This is a genomic window from Goodfellowiella coeruleoviolacea (genome assembly GCF_024171785.1).
GTDB classification, from domain to species: domain Bacteria; phylum Actinomycetota; class Actinomycetes; order Mycobacteriales; family Pseudonocardiaceae; genus Goodfellowiella; species Goodfellowiella coeruleoviolacea.
The window spans coordinates 236,092-252,926 of sequence record NZ_JAMTCK010000009.1; the positions used below are offsets into that span (position 1 = coordinate 236,092).

Consider the following 16,835-nt stretch of genomic DNA (forward strand, 5'->3'; position numbering starts at 1 on the left):
CTCGGCACGGGCCGGTGCTTTCCGCCGTAGCACCAAGGCCAGCCCAGGTCAGCCCACACCTCGATGACAAACTGCGACCCCGTGGATCGTGTCGCCTGCTCAACCATCTTCCACACCTCACTAGTAGTGCGTAACACCATCATGAGTGAGTGAGAGAGGGCCTACAAAAGGCACTTTTAAGTGCGTGAGCACCGCCCGACAGGCACGACACCCTCGGCTGCCAAGAGCCCCTGATGTCCGCGGTTGCGGCGCACGGTCACTCGCACGGACACCTGTCGAGACACGGCAGCAAAACGGCCAGAAGCGGCCAATCCGCCCCACACCGTCCCGCGCCGCCGCACCATGCCCCTGATCAGGTGAGTGATCTCCACCGAGCGGAAGGACACCGATGGGCAACAAGATCCGGGCGGCGATCGTGGGCACCGGGGCCATCGCCGAGGTCGGGCACCTGCCGGCCCTGCGCGCCGAGGCCGACCGGGTCGACGTGGTCGCCGCGGTGGACGTGGACCAGCAGCGGGTGACCGACTTCGCCGACCGCGCCGACATCCCCGGCCGCTACACGTCGCTGTCGGCACTGCTCGACCGCGAACAGCCGGACCTGGTGCACATCTGTACACCACCGGCCCTGCACGCCGAGCAGGCCAGCGCGTGCCTGGCCGCCGGCGCGTGGGTGCTGCTGGAAAAGCCACCCTGCCTGTCCCTGGCCGAGTTCGACCGCATCCAGGCGGCCGAGCGCGCGGGCGGGCCGTACGCGAGCGTGGTGTTCCAACACCGGTTCGGCTCCGGCGCACGGCACTTCGCCGACCTGCTGGCCGCCGGCGAGCTGGGCCGGCCACTGGTGGCGCAGTGCGTGACCGCCTGGTACCGCGACCACGCCTACTTCGACGTGCCGTGGCGCGGCCGGTGGGAGACCGAGGGCGGCGGGCCGACCATGGGGCACGGCATCCACCAGATGGACCTGATGCTGGCGCTGCTCGGCGAGTGGACCGAGGTGCGCGCCATGGCCGGCCGGCTGGACCGGGACGTGCGCACCGAGGACGTGTCCACGGCCCTGGTCAGGTTCGCCAACGGCGCCATGGCCTCGGTGGTCAACAGCCTGCTGTCCCCGCGCCAGGAGAGCTACCTGCGGTTCGACCTGACCGACGCCACCGTGGAACTGACCCACCTGTACGGCCACAGCAACGACTCGTGGCGCTACACGCCCGCGCCCCACGTGACCGACACCGACCGGATCGCCGCGTGGCGCACACCAGCGGCGAACGTGTCCAGCTCGCACACCGCCCAACTCCCGCACCTGCTCGACGCCATGGCGCGGGGCGTGCGCCCCCCGGTCAGCGGAGTGCAGGCCCGGATGACCCTGGAACTGGTGACCGCGATCTACCGCTCCGCGTTCACCGGCGAGCCCGTCCACCGCGACCAACTCGGCCCGGACGACCCCTTCTACCACCGCCTGCACGGCGACACCCCCGGCTGGGCCGGCGACTGACGGCGGTCCTCGCGGACCCGGGCTCGGCCGTCGCCCATCCTGGGACCGGCCGACCAGCGCCGGCGAGCAGCGGCCCCGGCCCAGCCGGTCCCGGCCGTCAGTCCCAGGCGCGGCCGAGCGCGGCCAGTTCGGCACCGTGCTCGATGCGCTGTGCCCACTCGGCCGGCCACACCCCGACCCCGAGTGAGGCACCGGCGAACGCCCCGGTCAGGCAGGCGATCGAGTCGGAGTCGCCGGAACTGGTCGCCGCCCTGGTCAGCGCCGCCACCGGGTCGTAGGGGAACAGCAGGAAGCACAGCAGCCCGGTGGCCAGCGCCTCCTCCGCGATCCAGCCCTCACCCGTGATCAGGCAGGGGTCGGCGGCCCGGTCGCGAGCGGCCAGGGCCTTGTCCAACCGGTCCAGCACGCCAACGCACTCGTCCCAGCCCGTGGCGATGAAGTCCTCCGGGCTGGCCGCGCCGGCCCGCGTCCACAGATCCGCCAGCCACTCGCCGTGGTAGACCCGGCGCTGCTCAGCACACCGCGCCCGCAGCGCGGCCGGCAGCTCGAACGGCGCCATGCCCGCGCGCAGCCAGGTCACCGCGAACGCGGTCAGGTCACTGGCGGCGAGCGCGGTGGGGTGGGCGTGCGTGAGCGCGGACTGGAACTGGGCCAGCCCCGCCCGGTGCGCATCGTCCACACCGGACAGCAGGCCCACCGGCGCCACCCGCATGTTCGCGCCGCAGCCCTTGGACCGCACACTGGTCGCGGCCTGCCACGGCTTGCCCTCGGCCAGTTGCTCGCAGCCCCGCAGGCAGGCCGCCCCCGGTGCGCGGTTGTTGTCCGGACTCGACCACCACACCACGAACTGCTCCCGCAGCAGCGGCTCCACCCGGGCGGGCGCCAGCGCGTCCGCCGAGCCGGGCACCGCCCGCTGCGCGGCGAGCAGCGCGCGCGCCACCGCCAGCGTCATCTGGGTGTCATCGGTGATCAGCGCTGGGTCGCCGACCAGATCACGCGGCCCCGTCGGCCCGTACCGCTCGGTGATCTGGTCAACGGTGAGGAACTCGGTCGGTGCGCCCAGCGCGTCACCGTAGGCCAGTCCGAACAAACACCCGCTGGCCCGCCTGAGTTCGATCCCGGTCATCACAGCTCCCTGTCGTTCGCTCGCACAGCAGGGTAGCGAGCCGACACCCCGGCCCGCGTGATCACGGCAACGAACGCCCAGCCGCGCGCGGCCACCGCGACCCGGCGGGGCCGCCACACCCGGCCGCGATCAGCGACTACCCCCGGGGACTCCGCGCACGTGTCGACGGGCCGCTCACCAAGGCCGCCTCGACAACGCCGTGGCGCCGAGACCACTGACCAAAGTGGACGGTCCGGGTGCATGCGTTCGGGGAGCCGAGGTCGTTACCCTGTCCGGGCACCGGCATTCACAATGCCGCCTGGTCCGTGTCGCCCCGGGAGGGGCCGTCGTCGCCCGCCGCGCGCGATCGCTCGGAACGAGTTCCAGCAATCCACCCTCGGCGTCGAGTGCCGCGTCGCACTGTCGCGCGAAGCCCGGCGACGGTTTCTGCCTACCGGTCTCCACCCGGCTCACGTACCCCTTGCTGTAGTGGATGGCCTCGGCGAAGGCGTTCAGCGACATCCCCTTCGCCTCGCGCAGTGCGCGCATTCGAAGACCAAAAGCGTTGGAAGTGGATGGCAACGTCGCGCTCCAATCCATCTGTCGGGTCGAACACGACACGATTGGTCCTGATCTCGGCGGGGCCTGCGCAGGTGTTTCTGGAACCGTCCGCCGCGTCAGCGGCCGGAAACCCGCCGTACCGGTGGTCGATGAGGCTAATCCGCTCGCCCGCGCGCTGTCCAATTGCCCTTTATTTGTCCAGTGGGCAGATAAAGGGCAGCGTCAAGGACGCCAGAAGAGGAAACAGGAAAGCGTCGAATTACTGGCTGGTAGGTCTTGTCGACGCGTCGGTGTGGCCTGAAAAGATGCGCCCTGTCGCGAATCGGCTGGCCCATCCGGGCGGCCTCGCCTCTTTCAGTTCAATTCCCAGCGTGAGGTGCGTGCTCAGTGACGAACGTCTTTCTCAACTACCGCGTGGCCGACGAACCGTACGGCGCCGCACTGCTCGACCGCTCCCTGTCCGAGCGCTTCGGCTCCGAGGCGGTGTTCCTGGCCTCGAAGTCGATCCGGCTCGGCGCAGACTGGGAGAAGAGCATGTTCGACGCCATCAGGCAGTCGGCCGCGCTGCTCGTGGTGATGGGCAAGAAGTGGCTGGACGCCGTGGACGACCACGGCAGGCGGCGCCTGGACGACCCGGACGACTTCGTCCGCCGGGAGATCCTCACGGCGTTCGAACTCGGCAAGGTCGTCGTGCCCGTCCGGCTCAACACGCCACGGCTGTCCCGCGACGAACTCCCGCCCGCCCTGGCCCAGCTGGCCGCGTGCCAGGACATCGAAGTGCGGTTCCGCAGTGCCCAGCCCGACATCGACAACCTGGCGAACCGGCTGTCCGCGATCATCCCCGAACTGCCCGCGCCGCTGGCCTCGACGCGTGGGTCGGTGTTCACCGTGAATGGCACCGGCACGGGGAGCAACGTCTGGCAGGCGGAGAGGTTCGACGTCGGCCACTTCCACGCCGGTCCCAGCTACAACGGCGCACGGGGTGCTTCCTGATGGAGGAGATCCGCACCGAGACGGCCGACCACGAGCCGGAGGAGTTGTTCCCGCTCGACAGCGGCGAGCCTGACGACACTCCGGTCTCCGAGGAGCAGGTGCTCGCGTTCCTGAAGAACGGTGCGCCCGCGCGGGACCTGGCGCAGGCACAGGCGATCACCGATCTGCTCGGGCGCGGCCGTGTTGACAACGCCAACATCTTCAGGGCGGGCATCACCGTCCACGGCGACTTCGTCGCGGGTACCGTCCGGCGGACCAGGACCCGCCGGCCAACCGTGATACCGATCGGTTCGAGTGATCTCGCCGAGATCGACGACTACGTGCGGCCGGATGACTTCCAGGACTGCGTCGTGGCCCTGGCGGATCTGAACGTGGTGGTCCTCGCCGGCCCGGTGCGCACGGGAAGACGGTCGCGGGCCCTGGCCATGCTCGTCGAACTCCTGGGCCGGACAGCCCCTGACATCGTGGAACTCCCCGGCAGCACGCTGCGCGCCCGCCCGTGGCGACCGCCGGCACGCGGGCGCGGAATACTCGTGGTCGATGAGCCTGTCCGCGGGGAGCACGCCGCTCACCACCTCGACGACTCGTGGCTCAACCACGCCAGGGAAGTCCTGGGCGAACAGAGCAGGTTTCTGGTCGTGGTGACCGGTCCGCCGCAGAATGCCCTGGGTGCCGCGGCCGGTCGCTTCGAACACGTGCTGGAAGACCTGGCACTGCCGGACCCGATGCAGATCGTCCGGAAATGGGTGTTGCCCAGGGTGGCCGGGCTGACCGACACGCGGTTCGACGAAGTGGTCACCCGGACACAACTCGGCGACCTGTTGGCGGAGCGCGACGACCCGCGCTTTGCCAACAAGGTGGCCCGGGTGGTGGCGGAGTCCATCCGAACCGGGTCCGACCTGCGGCAGGACCTGGCGCGGCTGCGCAACCCGCACGAACAGGTCGCGGAGTGGTTGAGCACCAACCGCGACGCGTCGGAGATCGCGATCGTGGCCGCCACCGCGGTGCTCGAACAGGCCACCTACCTGCAGGTGGTTGACGCGGCCGTCAGGCTGCGAAGCGCACTCGGCAGAAGCCCCGAAATCACCCTTCAGTACTCGCGTCAACTGGTGGCGGAGCGAACGTGGATCGAGCGGACGGCGCACGCCGACGGCCGGGAAACCCTCAGCTTCCGGCATGACGACCTGCGCCAGGCAGTGCTTGCCCGACTGTGGCTCCAACTCGACGGCGCGCGCGGCAAGATCGTGCGGTGGTTGAGTGAACTGGCCGGACACCCCGACGTGGAGATCCGTGCCAGAGCCGCCGACGCGGCGGGCGTGCTGGCGGCCGTGGACTTCGCCCACGGTCTGCACCAGCTCTTCCTGCCATGGGCGGCGAACAAGGCGGCCACCCTGCGGCAGAGCGCGGCGCTGGGCCTCAACGTCGCGGGTGGACTGAGCGGCCGTGTCGACGCCTTCTGGGACCACATCCAGCGGTGGGCCGACCAACTCGAATCCACCGCCCGGTCCCGCTACCTCGCCGACACAGCGGCGATGGCGGCGTGCGGTCGACTCGGCGTCGCCGCCCCACCCCGCGCCCTCAAGATCCTGCACACCCTCGTGCGCAACCAGGACTGGGCGTCGCTTCCGTCCGTGTCGGTCGGTGCGTGCACGTTGGTGGAAGCGGGCGTGACGACCCCGGTGCTGCGGGCACTCCTCGACTGGAGTGGTCCAGCCGCCGACGAGCGGTCCGCAGCCAAGGCGCTCACCGTGTTCACCTACACGGTCCGCCACGCCAAGGGCTCGGGGGAGGCACTGCCCATCCTGCTCGGCGACTACGCCAAGCACCACGACCTGCTGCCCGAACTCTGGGCCAGGGCCTTGGCCTCCGGGGAGCGTGTTCGCGAACTCGCGGAAACCGCGCTGCGCGAGTGGGTTGGCACGGCGGACCGCGTCCACCGGACTCGGCCGCTGCTGCTCGACCTGCTCGCGGGTATCGCCGACCGCGGCGAGGACGACTTCACCAGGCTCAAGCACCTGCTGGCCGGCTGGGCGCTCGACGCGGACACGCCGTCCCCGGCCGCGGCCGAATTCCACGACCGGTTGCTCGAAGCAGAGGAACAGATCGCGTGATCCCCCAGACCTACGACCCAATCCTGAAGTACCGAAAAGGCGTCACGCCGTACCTCGGCGGGCCGCGCCGGCCGGAGCCGGGCACCGCGCTGGTCCTGGAACGTCGTGACGGCACGCTCGACGTGGTGCTGCCCGGCGAGCGCCCGGCCGCCGCGACTCTCCGGCGCGGTGGCTACCGGGCGTCCTACCTGATCGACATGTCCAGCCACGAACTGGCACTGGCAGTGGCCGCACCGAGCGCCGATGGCTGGTCGTTCAACGTGACTCTCCGGTTCACGTGCCGGGTTGTCGACCCGAGGCTGATCGCCCGCGTCAGATACCGGGACATGGCGCGCGCGGTGCGCCAGTGGATGAACGACGCGATCCGCGGTGTCACCGTGGCGCGCAAGGCCGTCGAACTCGCCCAGGTGGAGAGCGACATCCGTGCGCTGTTGCGGCGGGCCAAGTCCCCTGACGGGCTTGAGCTGTCGTCGTTCTTCGTCAGCGTCAGCGTCATGGACAGCGAGGACCTGGTGGCCGCCCGACGCGCCGTGGCCATCGAAGAGATGAACCGCGCGGCGCGCCGTGCGGTGGCGGCCGGCACCCGTGAGGACATGTTGGCGCACATGATGGCCATCAATGGCGGCGACCCGACCGCCTTCCTGAAGTTCGAGCGCGAGATGCAGGAGCAGGAGGACAAGGCCAGGCTGGAGGCGACCAGGCTGGTGCTGGAATCCGGAACGCTTTCCGCGGCGGAGAGCGCGTACGTCAGCGGCCTGCTCCTGAACCAGGCGATGCCTTGGTCGTCGCGCACGCTGCGCAGCGGGCGGATCCGCGACCAGATCCGGAACACCCTGCCCGGCTCGGTCCACAACGGACTTCCCGCCATCGAGGCGGCCGACTCACCGGCCAAACAGGACGACGACTCGGGCGGTCAGCGACCGTACGACGCGCATGGCTGAGTCACTGGCCATCGGGGCACACCGCACTCCGTCAAGACAGGAGAGGAGCCAACACAGCGATGTTCACGGGATGCCCGACCGTTCCCGTGGCGGTGCCGGCCGTTGAGGCGGCGCGCGCGTCGGCTGTCCCAGGCAGGCTCCGGCGAACCAGGCATGGTGGTCTGAACCGCTCGCTGTTCCAGGGGAGCAGGCCATGACCGGGGATTCCGCCGTACCGCCCGGAGCGGCGCCCCAGGCGCCGGACCCGTTGAAGATCACGCTCAGTCCGCCATCAGCGGCGGACTCGTCACGACGGACATCGGACACCGCGGCCGAGAAGAAGGCGAGGGGTGCCTGGATCCGCCCGGTGGTCGAGGTCATCCGCCAGGTGTGCCGGTGGATTCGCGCCGTGTTGCGCAGGTGGAAGATCCCGCCAGCGGTGTGGAAGGCCCTGCTGATCACCGCCGTGGGTGCGTTCGTGATCACGCGATGGGACTTCTCGGGGTCGCCCGTCGACAGCACCGCGAGTCAGCGGACCGACTGCCCGAGCGACGTGACGCGGTACTTCGCGCCCGGCGCGGAAGACGCCGTGCTCGTCGAGGCGTACCACACGGCCTCCTTCGTCGTGACGATCTGTCAGGACGCGAGCGGGGCACTGCACTACGACGGCCGCAAGCGCGGCCTGCCGGTGACGCCCCGAACGCACATCGCCCTACCGGCGCAGAAGGACCCCTTCGGCCACGTCGCGCGGAACGGCACGTTCGAATACCGCATGACGGGCTCGCGGTTGGTGGTGACCAACTCGGGCCGGGTGCTCGTCGACGAGGCCGCCACGCTGATCTCACCGTGAACCGAGCACCAGCGATGTTGTTCTCGGTCTGACGCCGTTGTTGGGGGTGCTGGGCACGTTCACCCGGCCCAGCACCCCCACCACAGGTCGAGCGGCTGGTCTTTGTCCACTTTGTGTCCAGAAACGCGGCAGCTGTCCACTTTTTTGTCTACTACTGCTGGATATCTACTGCCTATTATCTGGCGCGTGTCCGGCTACAAGTTCGACATATTCATCAGTTACAGCCGTTACGGCAGCGTGCAGAAGTGGTTGCTGAACCACTTCTTGCGGAAACTCAAGGAATGCCTGGCCGATCAGATCGCGCCGGCGCCGAAAGTGTACGTCGACCGCGAGATGCCGCGTGGCGTGCACTGGTCCTCTAGTCTGAAACACGCTCTGCGGTACAGCAAGATCATGCTTCAGTTGCTCACTCCGCATTACTTTGAGTCACCGTGGTGCATGGCGGAGTGGCGCAGCATGCAAGAGCGGGAGAAGATGCTGGGGTTGGCCAGTTTGAGTCTCCCGCAGGGGCTGATTTACCCCATACTCTACTCGGACTCGGAAAACTTTCCTCTGGACGGTCGGATGATTTCATGGGTGGACTTCAAGGAGTTTGCCCACCCGGATCCGCCGTTTCAGACCACAGGCATGTTTGTTGATTTCCACCGCGAGGTTACCAAGCTGGCCACTGACCTCGTCCAACTGCTGAAGCAGGTGCCCGAGTGGCAGCCTGACTGGCCGATCGTGGAAGAGCCCAAGCCGGTGCTCATCCCGCCACCGCCGATACCGAGGTTCGGAGAATGACCGGGACCGTCATCACCTTCTACTCCTACAAGGGCGGAGTTGGGCGCAGCTTCACCTTGGCCAACGTCGCCGTGCTGCTGGCGCGCTGGGGCTACCGGGTGCTCGCTGTCGACTGGGACCTCGAAGCTCCCGGCTTGCACCACTACTTCGCGCCGGTGCTGCCGACCGCACCCGAAGGCGGTGTCGTCGACCTCGCCTACGACTTCCTCGCTGGCGCTGAGGGGCCCCGCGAGCACGCCGTCCAGTTGACGACCGAGGGCGAGACCCTCGCTCTGTTGGCTGCGGGAAGGCCGGGCGATGACACGTACCCGAGTCGGGTGCAGCGGATCGACTGGGCGGACTTGTACGAACGGAAGTTCGCCGCGTTCCTGGAGCGCTGTCGTGAGGAGTGGACGGCGAACTACGACTTCGTGTTGATCGACAGCCGCACCGGCATCTCGGACATCGGCAGCATCTGCACCGCGCACCTGCCCGACCGGTTGGCCGTCGTGTTCACCGCCAACGACCAGAACCTCGTGGATGCGATGGATGTCGTGCGGCGTGCCGACGATGCCAGGGACCGACTGCCCTACGACCGGCCGCGTCACCTGGTGCTGCCGGTCTTGTCACGGCTCGACAACCGGGTGGAGTACGAACGGGCTGAGGCCTGGTATCGCAAGTGCACCAAGGTCGTCTCTCCACTGTTCAGCAACTGGCTGGCCAAGAGCGTCCCAGAGGATCTGATGCTGCGGCACCTCACACTGCCCTACGTCTCCTACTGGAGCTTCGGGGAGCAGTTGCCCGTGCTGGAGGAACGGACGCCGTCACCTGAGCAGATCTCCTTCGCTCTGGAGACGGTGGCTGCGGTGATCGCGCACCAGTTCGACCGCAGTGATCTGCTGGCAGACAACCGCGACGCCTACGTGGCAGCAGCGCGTGCGCGTCGCCAGAAGTTCGATCTGGATCTGCTGGTGTCCAGCCCCAGATCCGCACTGGATGTCACAACCAAGTTGATCAACGAGTTGCATGAACTCGGTCTGCATGTCGGCAGGTCATTGTCTGGAAATCCCGAATTCCTCGACCAGACCCGTGAACTCGCCAAGCACCTGTGCCTGGTGGTTGACGAGGAGGTGAGTCGTTGGCAGGTCACCGAGGCGGAGCGCTTCCTGCGGAACGCGCTCGACCCGGACGGTGACCAGCGACAGCTGTTCTGCGTGCTGACCCACGGCACCGATCGCGAGCGCCTGCCAGGATTTCTGCGCAATCTGCGACACCTGGAGTTCGAGCCGGGCAAGCCGCCCCAGCACGTGGCGCGCAAGCTGCACGACCTGATCACCACCACGCAGTCCGCCGGGGCGGACCCCAGCCAGAACGCCTTGCGGGAGGCGGCGAGCACGCTGCGCGAGGTGCCGACCGAGATGCCGTATGCCCAGCGGTGGGCGCTTGTCGAGCAGACCGTGCGTGGCATGACCAAGGCGCTGGACGACGGTGACCTTGCGCTGCTGCGGGACCTGTCGGTGGACCTGGAAACGCTGAGCAAGACCCACTCGGACGGCGAGCGGGTCGCCGAGCCGGACGACCTGCGAGCCGCGACCGACGCCCTGCTCGCCCGGATCGACCGCCGCATGCACGCCTTCACCAAGTGAGAGGTGGCGAAATGCCCGAGACGTATTACGGAGCTCACGAGACCGCCACGCTGATCGTGCTGGCGCTGGAGAACCGGGACGTGCCCAACCCGGAGCTGACAAACAGGTACGGCATCGAACTGCGTCCGACCGGCCGCACCAAGCTGAACCGCGCTGGCCTGATCCGGACCCGCACGGAGAGTAGGCCGTACGTGCACCGGATCACCGACGCGGGCAGGCAGTGGTGCGAGCGGAACCTGGTCAGCCTGGAGGCGCCGCCGCGCTCCGGTCCCTTGCCCCGAGCGGTTTTCGAGTTGCTGCGGCTGCTCATCCCGAATCTCCAGCGACGTGGCATCAGCCCGGTCGAGCTGATCCGTTCCGGCGGGCTGGAGACGCTCATCCGCGAGGCTTACCGGGACCTGTCGGTCAAGCCGCAGGACTGGGTCCGGCTGGCCAAGCTCCGCCCCAAGCTCAACGGTGTGGGCAAGGACGAGGTGGACGAGGTGCTGTTGCAGATGGTCAGGACCGGTACCACCCACCTGGCGCCGGACTCCAACCGCAAGGTGCTGACCGACGCCGACCACGCCGCGGCCGTGCGGATCGGCGGCGAGGACAAACACCTCATGGCAATCGAGGAATCATGAGTGAGCAGCAACGCGAGGCGCTGGCCGCGCTTCGCATCAACACCGTTGCGACGCCAGACGATGTCTGGCACACCTCACCTTCCCACGTGGATGGTCTGCACCTCCCGGTGCAGCGGCAGATTGACGCCGGTGTGCTGGACGCGAAAACCAGTACCGGGCCGAGTCCCCGTGGCCTGGTGTTGCAGGGGCAGAAGGGCGTTGGAAAGACCCACCTGCTGGGCTCCGCGCGCCGCACCGTGCAGCGCGAAGGCGGGTACTTCTTCCTGGTCGAACTCAGCACGGGCGAGGCGTTCTGGGACGACGTCGCCGAGGCCATGCGCAGCGAACTGCGCCGGACCGACGACGACGGTCAGCTTCAGCTCACCCTCTTCCTCCGGCAGCTGTGCGCCAGAGCGGAGGTGCCCGAACCGGTAGCGCGAGCAGTTGTGGGAGAAGCACAGCTGACCCCCGACCATCTGAGCGACTTCGTCAGGTTCGTGCGCAAGGTGGACGATCGGATCGCGGTCGAGTACGAGGACACGATTCGCGCACTGGTGCTCTACGCGTCCGAGCATTCCGTCCTGGGCATCGCGCATTTGAAGGGGCTGTGGAACGCCGGTGACGAGCTGCGCCACTGGGGAATTCACTCGGCGCCGAAGCCGCCGCGGACGGTGGTACGGGACATCTCCCGTGTTCTCGCCCTCGCCGGACCGTGCGTTGTCGCCTTCGACCAGTTGGACAGCCTGGTCAACAAGTGGCAGGACGCCACTGACGAGCAGGTGACGAACACCGAGCTGAAGCGGGAGCTAGTGCTCATCGCCGACGGGCTGATGCAGCTGCGCGAGATAACCAGACGCACACTGTCCATTGTGGCGTGTCTGCCCAACACCTGGAAGGCGCTGAACTCGGTCGCGAGCGACTCGTTCGCGGATCGGTTCACGAAACCTGCGCACCTGGATTTCATCGTCGAGCCAAAACTTGGTCAGACGTTGGTGAAGAAGTGGCTCAAGACGATCTACGACGGCATCGGGTTCACACCGCCTCATCCCACCTGGCCCGTGGCGCCCAGTGCGTTCGGCGACGGGTGGAAGTCACACACCCCTCGGCAACTGCTTCAGCGCATTCACGCGCACGCCGAGTCCTGTATGTTCGGCGAACTCAGTGAACTGGCCTCCTTCGAAGAGAAGTCGGAACCTGCTGGCGTTCCCGCCCCCGCCCGCGTGCAGGCCGGTCCGGAACCGGATTACTTCCGTGATTTCGACAACCAGTTCGCGAGGTTGCGAACGGCGGCGAAGATCTCAGCTGCCGAACTCAAGCACCGCAATGAGGACGACGTGATGCCGGGTCTGCTGCTGGCCGGGTTGCAGTCCTGGATCACCGAGGTCGGCAATGACGACATGGCCTGGACGGTCGAGCGCTTTCCCAATGGAAGCAGCGACTTGCACGCACGTCTGAATCGGACCGTGAACGAGGAACTGGACATCCGAGAGCACTGGGCGTTCCGGCTCATCGCGAGCGATCACGGCAACAGCGTGCTGCGGCGGCTGCGGGCCGCCCGTTCGGCGGCCGGGGTCCGCGATGGTGTGCGCGACCGGTATCTGGTTCTGCTGCGCAACGGCGAGAAGGGCTGGACCGGTACCAGGACGAGGTTCGAGGTCGCCGAGTTGGAGAGCGCGGGTGGCCGGCGGGTCACGGTCTCCGACGACGACCTCCGCACGCTCAGCGCGCTCCACGAGATGCTGCGTGAGCAGAGCCATCACCTGCTGGCGTGGCTGGTGGCGCGCAAACCCGCCAGCAGCACGACTTTCCTCAGGAAAGTCCTGCCCGACCCGGGCCAGGCACGGTCAGGCCATCAGGAGACGCGGCCGCCACCGGCAGTGGAGGAGATCACGCTCGGAATGGGCGGCGAGATCCGCATCGCGCTGGAATCGCTGCGCAAGCACGTCATGGTCTTCGCGGGTTCCGGGAGCGGGAAAACGGTGCTGCTGCGGCGGATCGTGGAGGAGTGCGCGCTACGGGGAGTCTCCGCGATCGTGCTGGACCCGAACAACGACCTGGCGCGGCTTGGTGAGGCGTGGCCGCAACCGCCGGAGGGATGGCGGCCAGGCGACGAGAGCAGTGCCGCGGATTACCTCGCCAACACCGAGGTGGTGGTGTGGACCCCTGGCCGCGCGGGCGGGCGACCGCTCAGCTTCCACCCGCTGCCGGACTTCGCCGGAGTGCGCGAGGACGCCGACGAGTTCGCCGCGGCGGTCGAGGCGGCCGTGGCCCGGCTGGTGCCGCATGCCAAGGTTTCCGGCACCACCAAGGCCGCCGCCAGGGGTCAGGCGGTGCTGCGCGAGGCCATGACGCACTACGCCCGCGCGGGAGAACGTGACCTGTCCGGATTCGTCGACGTGCTCGCCGAACTCCCGGACGGGGTGAGCAAGCTCAGCACAGCGTCCACAATGGCCCCCGACCTGGCCGAGACCCTGCGGGCCGCGATGGTCAACGATCCGCTGCTCGGCGGTCCCGGAGAACCGACCGACCCGGCCGTGCTGCTCACCCCGGCACCGGGCAAGCGGGCGCGGATCTCGGTGATCAGCTTTGTCGGGTTGCCGTCCGACGAACAGCGGCAGGGGTTCGTCAGCCAACTCCTGCTGGAGGTGTTCGCCTGGATCAAGCGCAACCCGGCGGTGGACCGGCCACTGGGTGGGCTGGTGGTGATGGACGAAGCGCAGACGATCGCGCCGTCGGGTGCCTGGACGGCCAGCACGCAGAGTGTGATCCTGCTCGCCTCACAGGCGCGCAAGTACGGGCTGGGGCTGCTGCTCGCCACCCAGGCGCCGAGAGGCGTGCACAACCAGGTCACCGGCAACGCCACAACGCAGTTCTTCGGCAGGCTGAACAACCCCGCGCAGATCGCCGCGGCGATGGAGCTGGCCAGGGCCAAGGGCAGTTCCGTCGAGGACATCTCCAAGCTGGAACGCGGGCAGTTCTACGTCACCGGGGAGAACTTCGGGTTCCGCCTGATGCGGGCGCCGCTGTGCCTGAGCCATCACCCGCCCAGCCCACTGCGGCTGGAGGAGGTGCTCGACCGGGCACGCGACGGTCGCCCGGACTGACCGTGAACAGGGAGACGCGCTCCTCGCCCAAGGGGTGAGGAGCGCGTCCTCGTGTGCGCTCAGCTGACCGTTGACGCGAGCACCGTGTTGATCCGGTGCCAGAGCGCGGCGAACAGCTCTTCCCTGCGGTAGGTGCGCGTGTCAGCGGTACCGCTGCTGCTGAGCACCGACAGATCGTGCAGTTCGAGCAGCGCGGTCCCGCTGTCCGGGTCGTACACCGGGCGGGCCCAACCGTTGCTGCACGCGCTGCCCGGCGCGTGCCTGCCAACCACGAAGTTGACCGTCTCGTCCCCGCCGATGCCGCCGCGCTGGATGTCCAACGCGTACACGGTGTCGCCCGCGCGTTCGACCCGAACCGCGATCCGGGCGTCGCCGCGGTGCACCGTGCCGGTGAACCTGCGCCGGTCCAGCCTGGGCATGGCCGCGACGAACTGGTCACCCAGGTAGCGCAGGACCGAGTCCTGCTCGGCGTAGCGGCTGAAGGTGACCGGGACGGCCGTCGCCGGAGTGAGCGCCACGGCCCGGCTCACCACCTCGGCGACTGGCGCGACGTCCCAGCCAGCGGCCTCGGCCGCCTCGATCCGGCTGACCAACTGGTCGGTGAGCTGGTCCGGCCGGTGCTCGACAGCGCGCAGGTAGTGCACGTGCGGGTGGATCAGCTCCGCGGGCACAACCACGTCGTCCACCAGCACCGGCAGCACGTGCTCGTTGCCGGCCTTCACCGCGCGCAGCATGGCCTCGGCGAACTCGTCCACGGTGGACACGAAGGGCAGGAAGAACCGCACCCGCGCGTCCGGCAGGTCGCCACCCTCCTTGTGAGCCCACCACTCGTGGGTCTGGTCGGGCCGGTGCAGCACGGTCAGCCCGCGCTGCCGGCACGCCTCGACCACGTCACCGACCAGGGCGAGCTGCTCCTCGGCGAACGACACGGCGATGTCGTATGTCGCGACCTCGGTCAAAACCAAAACCTCCTGTGTTCGTGCCGGCGTACCGGCCGGCTGTTCTCGGTACCGGCACAGCATCCCGACCGCGTGTTGACCAGAAGTGGATGAGAAGTGGATGCCCGCCGTGTCCCGTTGACCGTCCTGCTGGGCAACGGTCAACTCCTTGTTGGTGGCGTGGCGCTAATGAATCCTCATTGGTGGGAGCTGGAATTCCTGAGAATCCCAAATCAGTGAATCATTCCGCCGGAGGGTTTTGCCATGTCCAAGACCAGGTCGATTTCCTTTTTCTTCGCCAAGGCCGACTCGGCGGTGGTCGCGTTGTGCGTCGCCACGGTCGAGCCGGCGACTGGCGCGCCCGCCCAGTCCGGCGAGGGCGCCACCCCGCCGCCGTCGCCCACCACCAACGGTAACCCCTGGCACGGCTGACCGTTCGACCACGCGTTCCTGGTCGCCCGTGAATCTTTCACGGGCGACCAGGAAATTGCGTTCCGCCGAAGGCGGTGATGTACTCGATGTCAGTAGAAAAGGAGGCGGGGGTGGCCGAATCTTTTGCCGCGCTGCTGCGCGATTCCCGCATTGCGGCCGGCATCTCCATGGGTGAACTGGCCAGGCGGGTCAACTACAGCAAGAGCTACCTCAGCAAGATCGAGAACGGCGTCAAGCCGCCGAACGAGACCCTGGCCCGGCTCTGCGACGCGACGCTGAGCGCGGACGGACGGCTCATCGAGGCAGCCCGCGCCGCACGGGAGCGCGCCGATGCCGTGCTCGACGTGGTCAAGCTGGACCGCAGGCAGGCGTTGGCGGCGGGCACCGCACTCGGCATCGCCCTGGTGGGTGGGCCACGACCAGTACCGGACGAGCGCGTGATCGCCGGGTTGCGGACTTCCTTCGAACACCTGCGCGGCCTCGGGATGCAGACCAGCCCGGCGATGATCCTCGACTCACTGATCGCCCAGGTGAACACGGTGCACGGGCTGGCTCGGGAGAACCCCGAGCCGGTCAGGTCACGGCTGCTGCTGCTTGCCGCGCGGATCGCCGAGTACACGGGGTGGATGAGCCAGGAGGCAGGCGACGACCCGGCCGCCCTGCGGTGGACCCGGCACGCCTCGGAACTGGCGCGGGCGGGCGGTGATCGGGAGATCGCGAACTACGCGTTCGTCCGCGAGGCCGGACTGGCGCTGTACCGACAGGACCCGATCAGCACCATCGAGCTGGCCCAGCGGGCCCAGCGGATCGGCAAACCCAGCCCGCGCACGCTCGGCCTGGCCATTCGCCGTGAGGCGCAGGGGCATGCGCTGGCCGGCGACCGGGATTCGTGCGAGCGCGCGCTGGACCGCGCCGCCGAACTCCTGGAGTCGGCCACTCCGGACACCCGGGCGTACCCCGTACTCGGCTCGACCGCGCCAGGGCCGGTAGAACTGGCCAGGGGCTGGGCCTGGTGCGATCTGGGGCGAGTCGAGGCAGCAGCGGCCATCCTGGACCGAGAACTGGCCCGGGTGCCCGCCACCTCGCGGCGCACCAGGGCCCGGTTCGGCGCCCGCCGGTCGCTGGCCTACGCCCTGTCGGGCGAGATCGACCAGAGCTGTGTGACGCTGGCCGAGACGCTGGACGACGCGTGGCACGTCGACTCCGCGACGATCCGGATGGATCTGCGGGAACTGGCCCGAAGCCTCAGCCGGTGGCGCAGCCACCGCACCGTTCGGGAGATCTACCCCGAGCTGTGCCGCGTGCTGCACCGGTACTGACCGTCG

15 protein-coding genes are annotated in these 16,835 nt (G+C 68.5%); 12 read left to right on the forward strand and 3 right to left on the reverse strand.

Going from position 1 to position 16,835, the window contains the following annotated elements:
* Positions 1-388: 388 nt before the first annotated feature.
* Positions 389-1,486, forward strand: coding sequence for a Gfo/Idh/MocA family protein (locus LX83_RS20755; RefSeq protein ID WP_253773907.1), 1,098 nt, complete (start codon positions 389-391; stop codon positions 1,484-1,486).
* A 97-nt stretch (positions 1,487-1,583) separates the two neighbouring features.
* Here the strand turns inward: LX83_RS20755 and LX83_RS20760 are convergent, their stop codons facing one another.
* Together LX83_RS20760 and LX83_RS38750 are read right to left on the reverse strand one after the other, a co-directional pair.
* Positions 1,584-2,612 carry an ADP-ribosylglycohydrolase family protein gene (locus LX83_RS20760; protein WP_253773909.1) on the reverse strand — a complete coding sequence of 343 codons (1,029 nt, stop codon included), beginning with the start codon at positions 2,610-2,612 and terminating at the stop codon, positions 1,584-1,586.
* Between the two features lie 174 nt (positions 2,613-2,786).
* Complete coding sequence (locus LX83_RS38750) at positions 2,787-3,191, reverse strand: helix-turn-helix domain-containing protein (RefSeq protein ID WP_407649638.1); 405 nt, start codon at positions 3,189-3,191, stop codon at positions 2,787-2,789.
* Between LX83_RS38750 and LX83_RS20765 the strand changes: the two genes are divergently transcribed.
* From LX83_RS20765 to LX83_RS20805, 9 genes are all read left to right on the forward strand, one after another.
* The gene (locus tag LX83_RS20765; protein ID WP_253773911.1) at positions 3,085-3,453 is read left to right on the forward strand and encodes a hypothetical protein; all 369 of its coding nucleotides are present in this window, start codon (positions 3,085-3,087) and stop codon (positions 3,451-3,453) included. The genes LX83_RS38750 and LX83_RS20765 overlap by 107 nt on opposite strands.
* Before the next feature lie 86 nt (positions 3,454-3,539).
* Positions 3,540-4,145 (forward strand): toll/interleukin-1 receptor domain-containing protein, encoded by a 606-nt coding sequence (locus LX83_RS20770; RefSeq protein WP_253773913.1) that lies wholly within the window; start codon positions 3,540-3,542, stop codon positions 4,143-4,145.
* On the forward strand, positions 4,145-6,256 hold the full coding sequence (locus LX83_RS20775) for a phosphatidylinositol-specific phospholipase C1-like protein (RefSeq protein WP_253773915.1): 2,112 nt from the start codon (positions 4,145-4,147) through the stop codon (positions 6,254-6,256). Before LX83_RS20770 ends, LX83_RS20775 begins: the two co-directional genes overlap by 1 nt.
* Positions 6,253-7,197, forward strand: a complete 945-nt coding sequence (locus LX83_RS20780; protein WP_253773917.1) for an SPFH domain-containing protein — start codon at positions 6,253-6,255, stop codon at positions 7,195-7,197. The genes LX83_RS20775 and LX83_RS20780 overlap by 4 nt, the downstream gene beginning before the upstream one ends.
* A gap of 346 nt (positions 7,198-7,543) precedes the next feature.
* The gene (locus LX83_RS20785; RefSeq protein ID WP_253773919.1) at positions 7,544-8,026 is read left to right on the forward strand and encodes a hypothetical protein; all 483 of its coding nucleotides are present in this window, start codon (positions 7,544-7,546) and stop codon (positions 8,024-8,026) included.
* A 186-nt stretch (positions 8,027-8,212) separates the two neighbouring features.
* Positions 8,213-8,809 (forward strand): TIR domain-containing protein, encoded by a 597-nt coding sequence (locus tag LX83_RS20790; RefSeq protein ID WP_253773921.1) that lies wholly within the window; start codon positions 8,213-8,215, stop codon positions 8,807-8,809.
* Positions 8,806-10,434 carry a KGGVGR-motif variant AAA ATPase gene (locus LX83_RS20795; RefSeq protein ID WP_253773923.1) on the forward strand — a complete coding sequence of 543 codons (1,629 nt, stop codon included), beginning with the start codon at positions 8,806-8,808 and terminating at the stop codon, positions 10,432-10,434. Before LX83_RS20790 ends, LX83_RS20795 begins: the two co-directional genes overlap by 4 nt.
* Before the next feature lie 11 nt (positions 10,435-10,445).
* Positions 10,446-11,057 carry a hypothetical protein gene (locus tag LX83_RS20800; protein ID WP_253773925.1) on the forward strand — a complete coding sequence of 204 codons (612 nt, stop codon included), beginning with the start codon at positions 10,446-10,448 and terminating at the stop codon, positions 11,055-11,057.
* Positions 11,054-14,140 carry a helicase HerA domain-containing protein gene (locus LX83_RS20805; protein WP_253773927.1) on the forward strand — a complete coding sequence of 1,029 codons (3,087 nt, stop codon included), beginning with the start codon at positions 11,054-11,056 and terminating at the stop codon, positions 14,138-14,140. Before LX83_RS20800 ends, LX83_RS20805 begins: the two co-directional genes overlap by 4 nt.
* Before the next feature lie 59 nt (positions 14,141-14,199).
* On the opposite strand, the gene LX83_RS20810 is transcribed toward LX83_RS20805, so the two are convergent.
* A complete protein-coding gene (locus LX83_RS20810) occupies positions 14,200-15,099 on the reverse strand; it encodes a hypothetical protein (protein WP_253773928.1) in 900 nt (299 codons plus the stop codon).
* Between the two features lie 243 nt (positions 15,100-15,342).
* Between LX83_RS20810 and LX83_RS20815 the strand changes: the two genes are divergently transcribed.
* Positions 15,343-15,510: a hypothetical protein gene (locus tag LX83_RS20815; protein ID WP_253773930.1), complete on the forward strand. Its 168-nt coding sequence runs from the start codon at positions 15,343-15,345 to the stop codon at positions 15,508-15,510.
* A 110-nt stretch (positions 15,511-15,620) separates the two neighbouring features.
* Complete coding sequence (locus LX83_RS20820; protein ID WP_253773931.1) at positions 15,621-16,829, forward strand: helix-turn-helix domain-containing protein; 1,209 nt, start codon at positions 15,621-15,623, stop codon at positions 16,827-16,829.
* Positions 16,830-16,835: the final 6 nt, after the last annotated feature.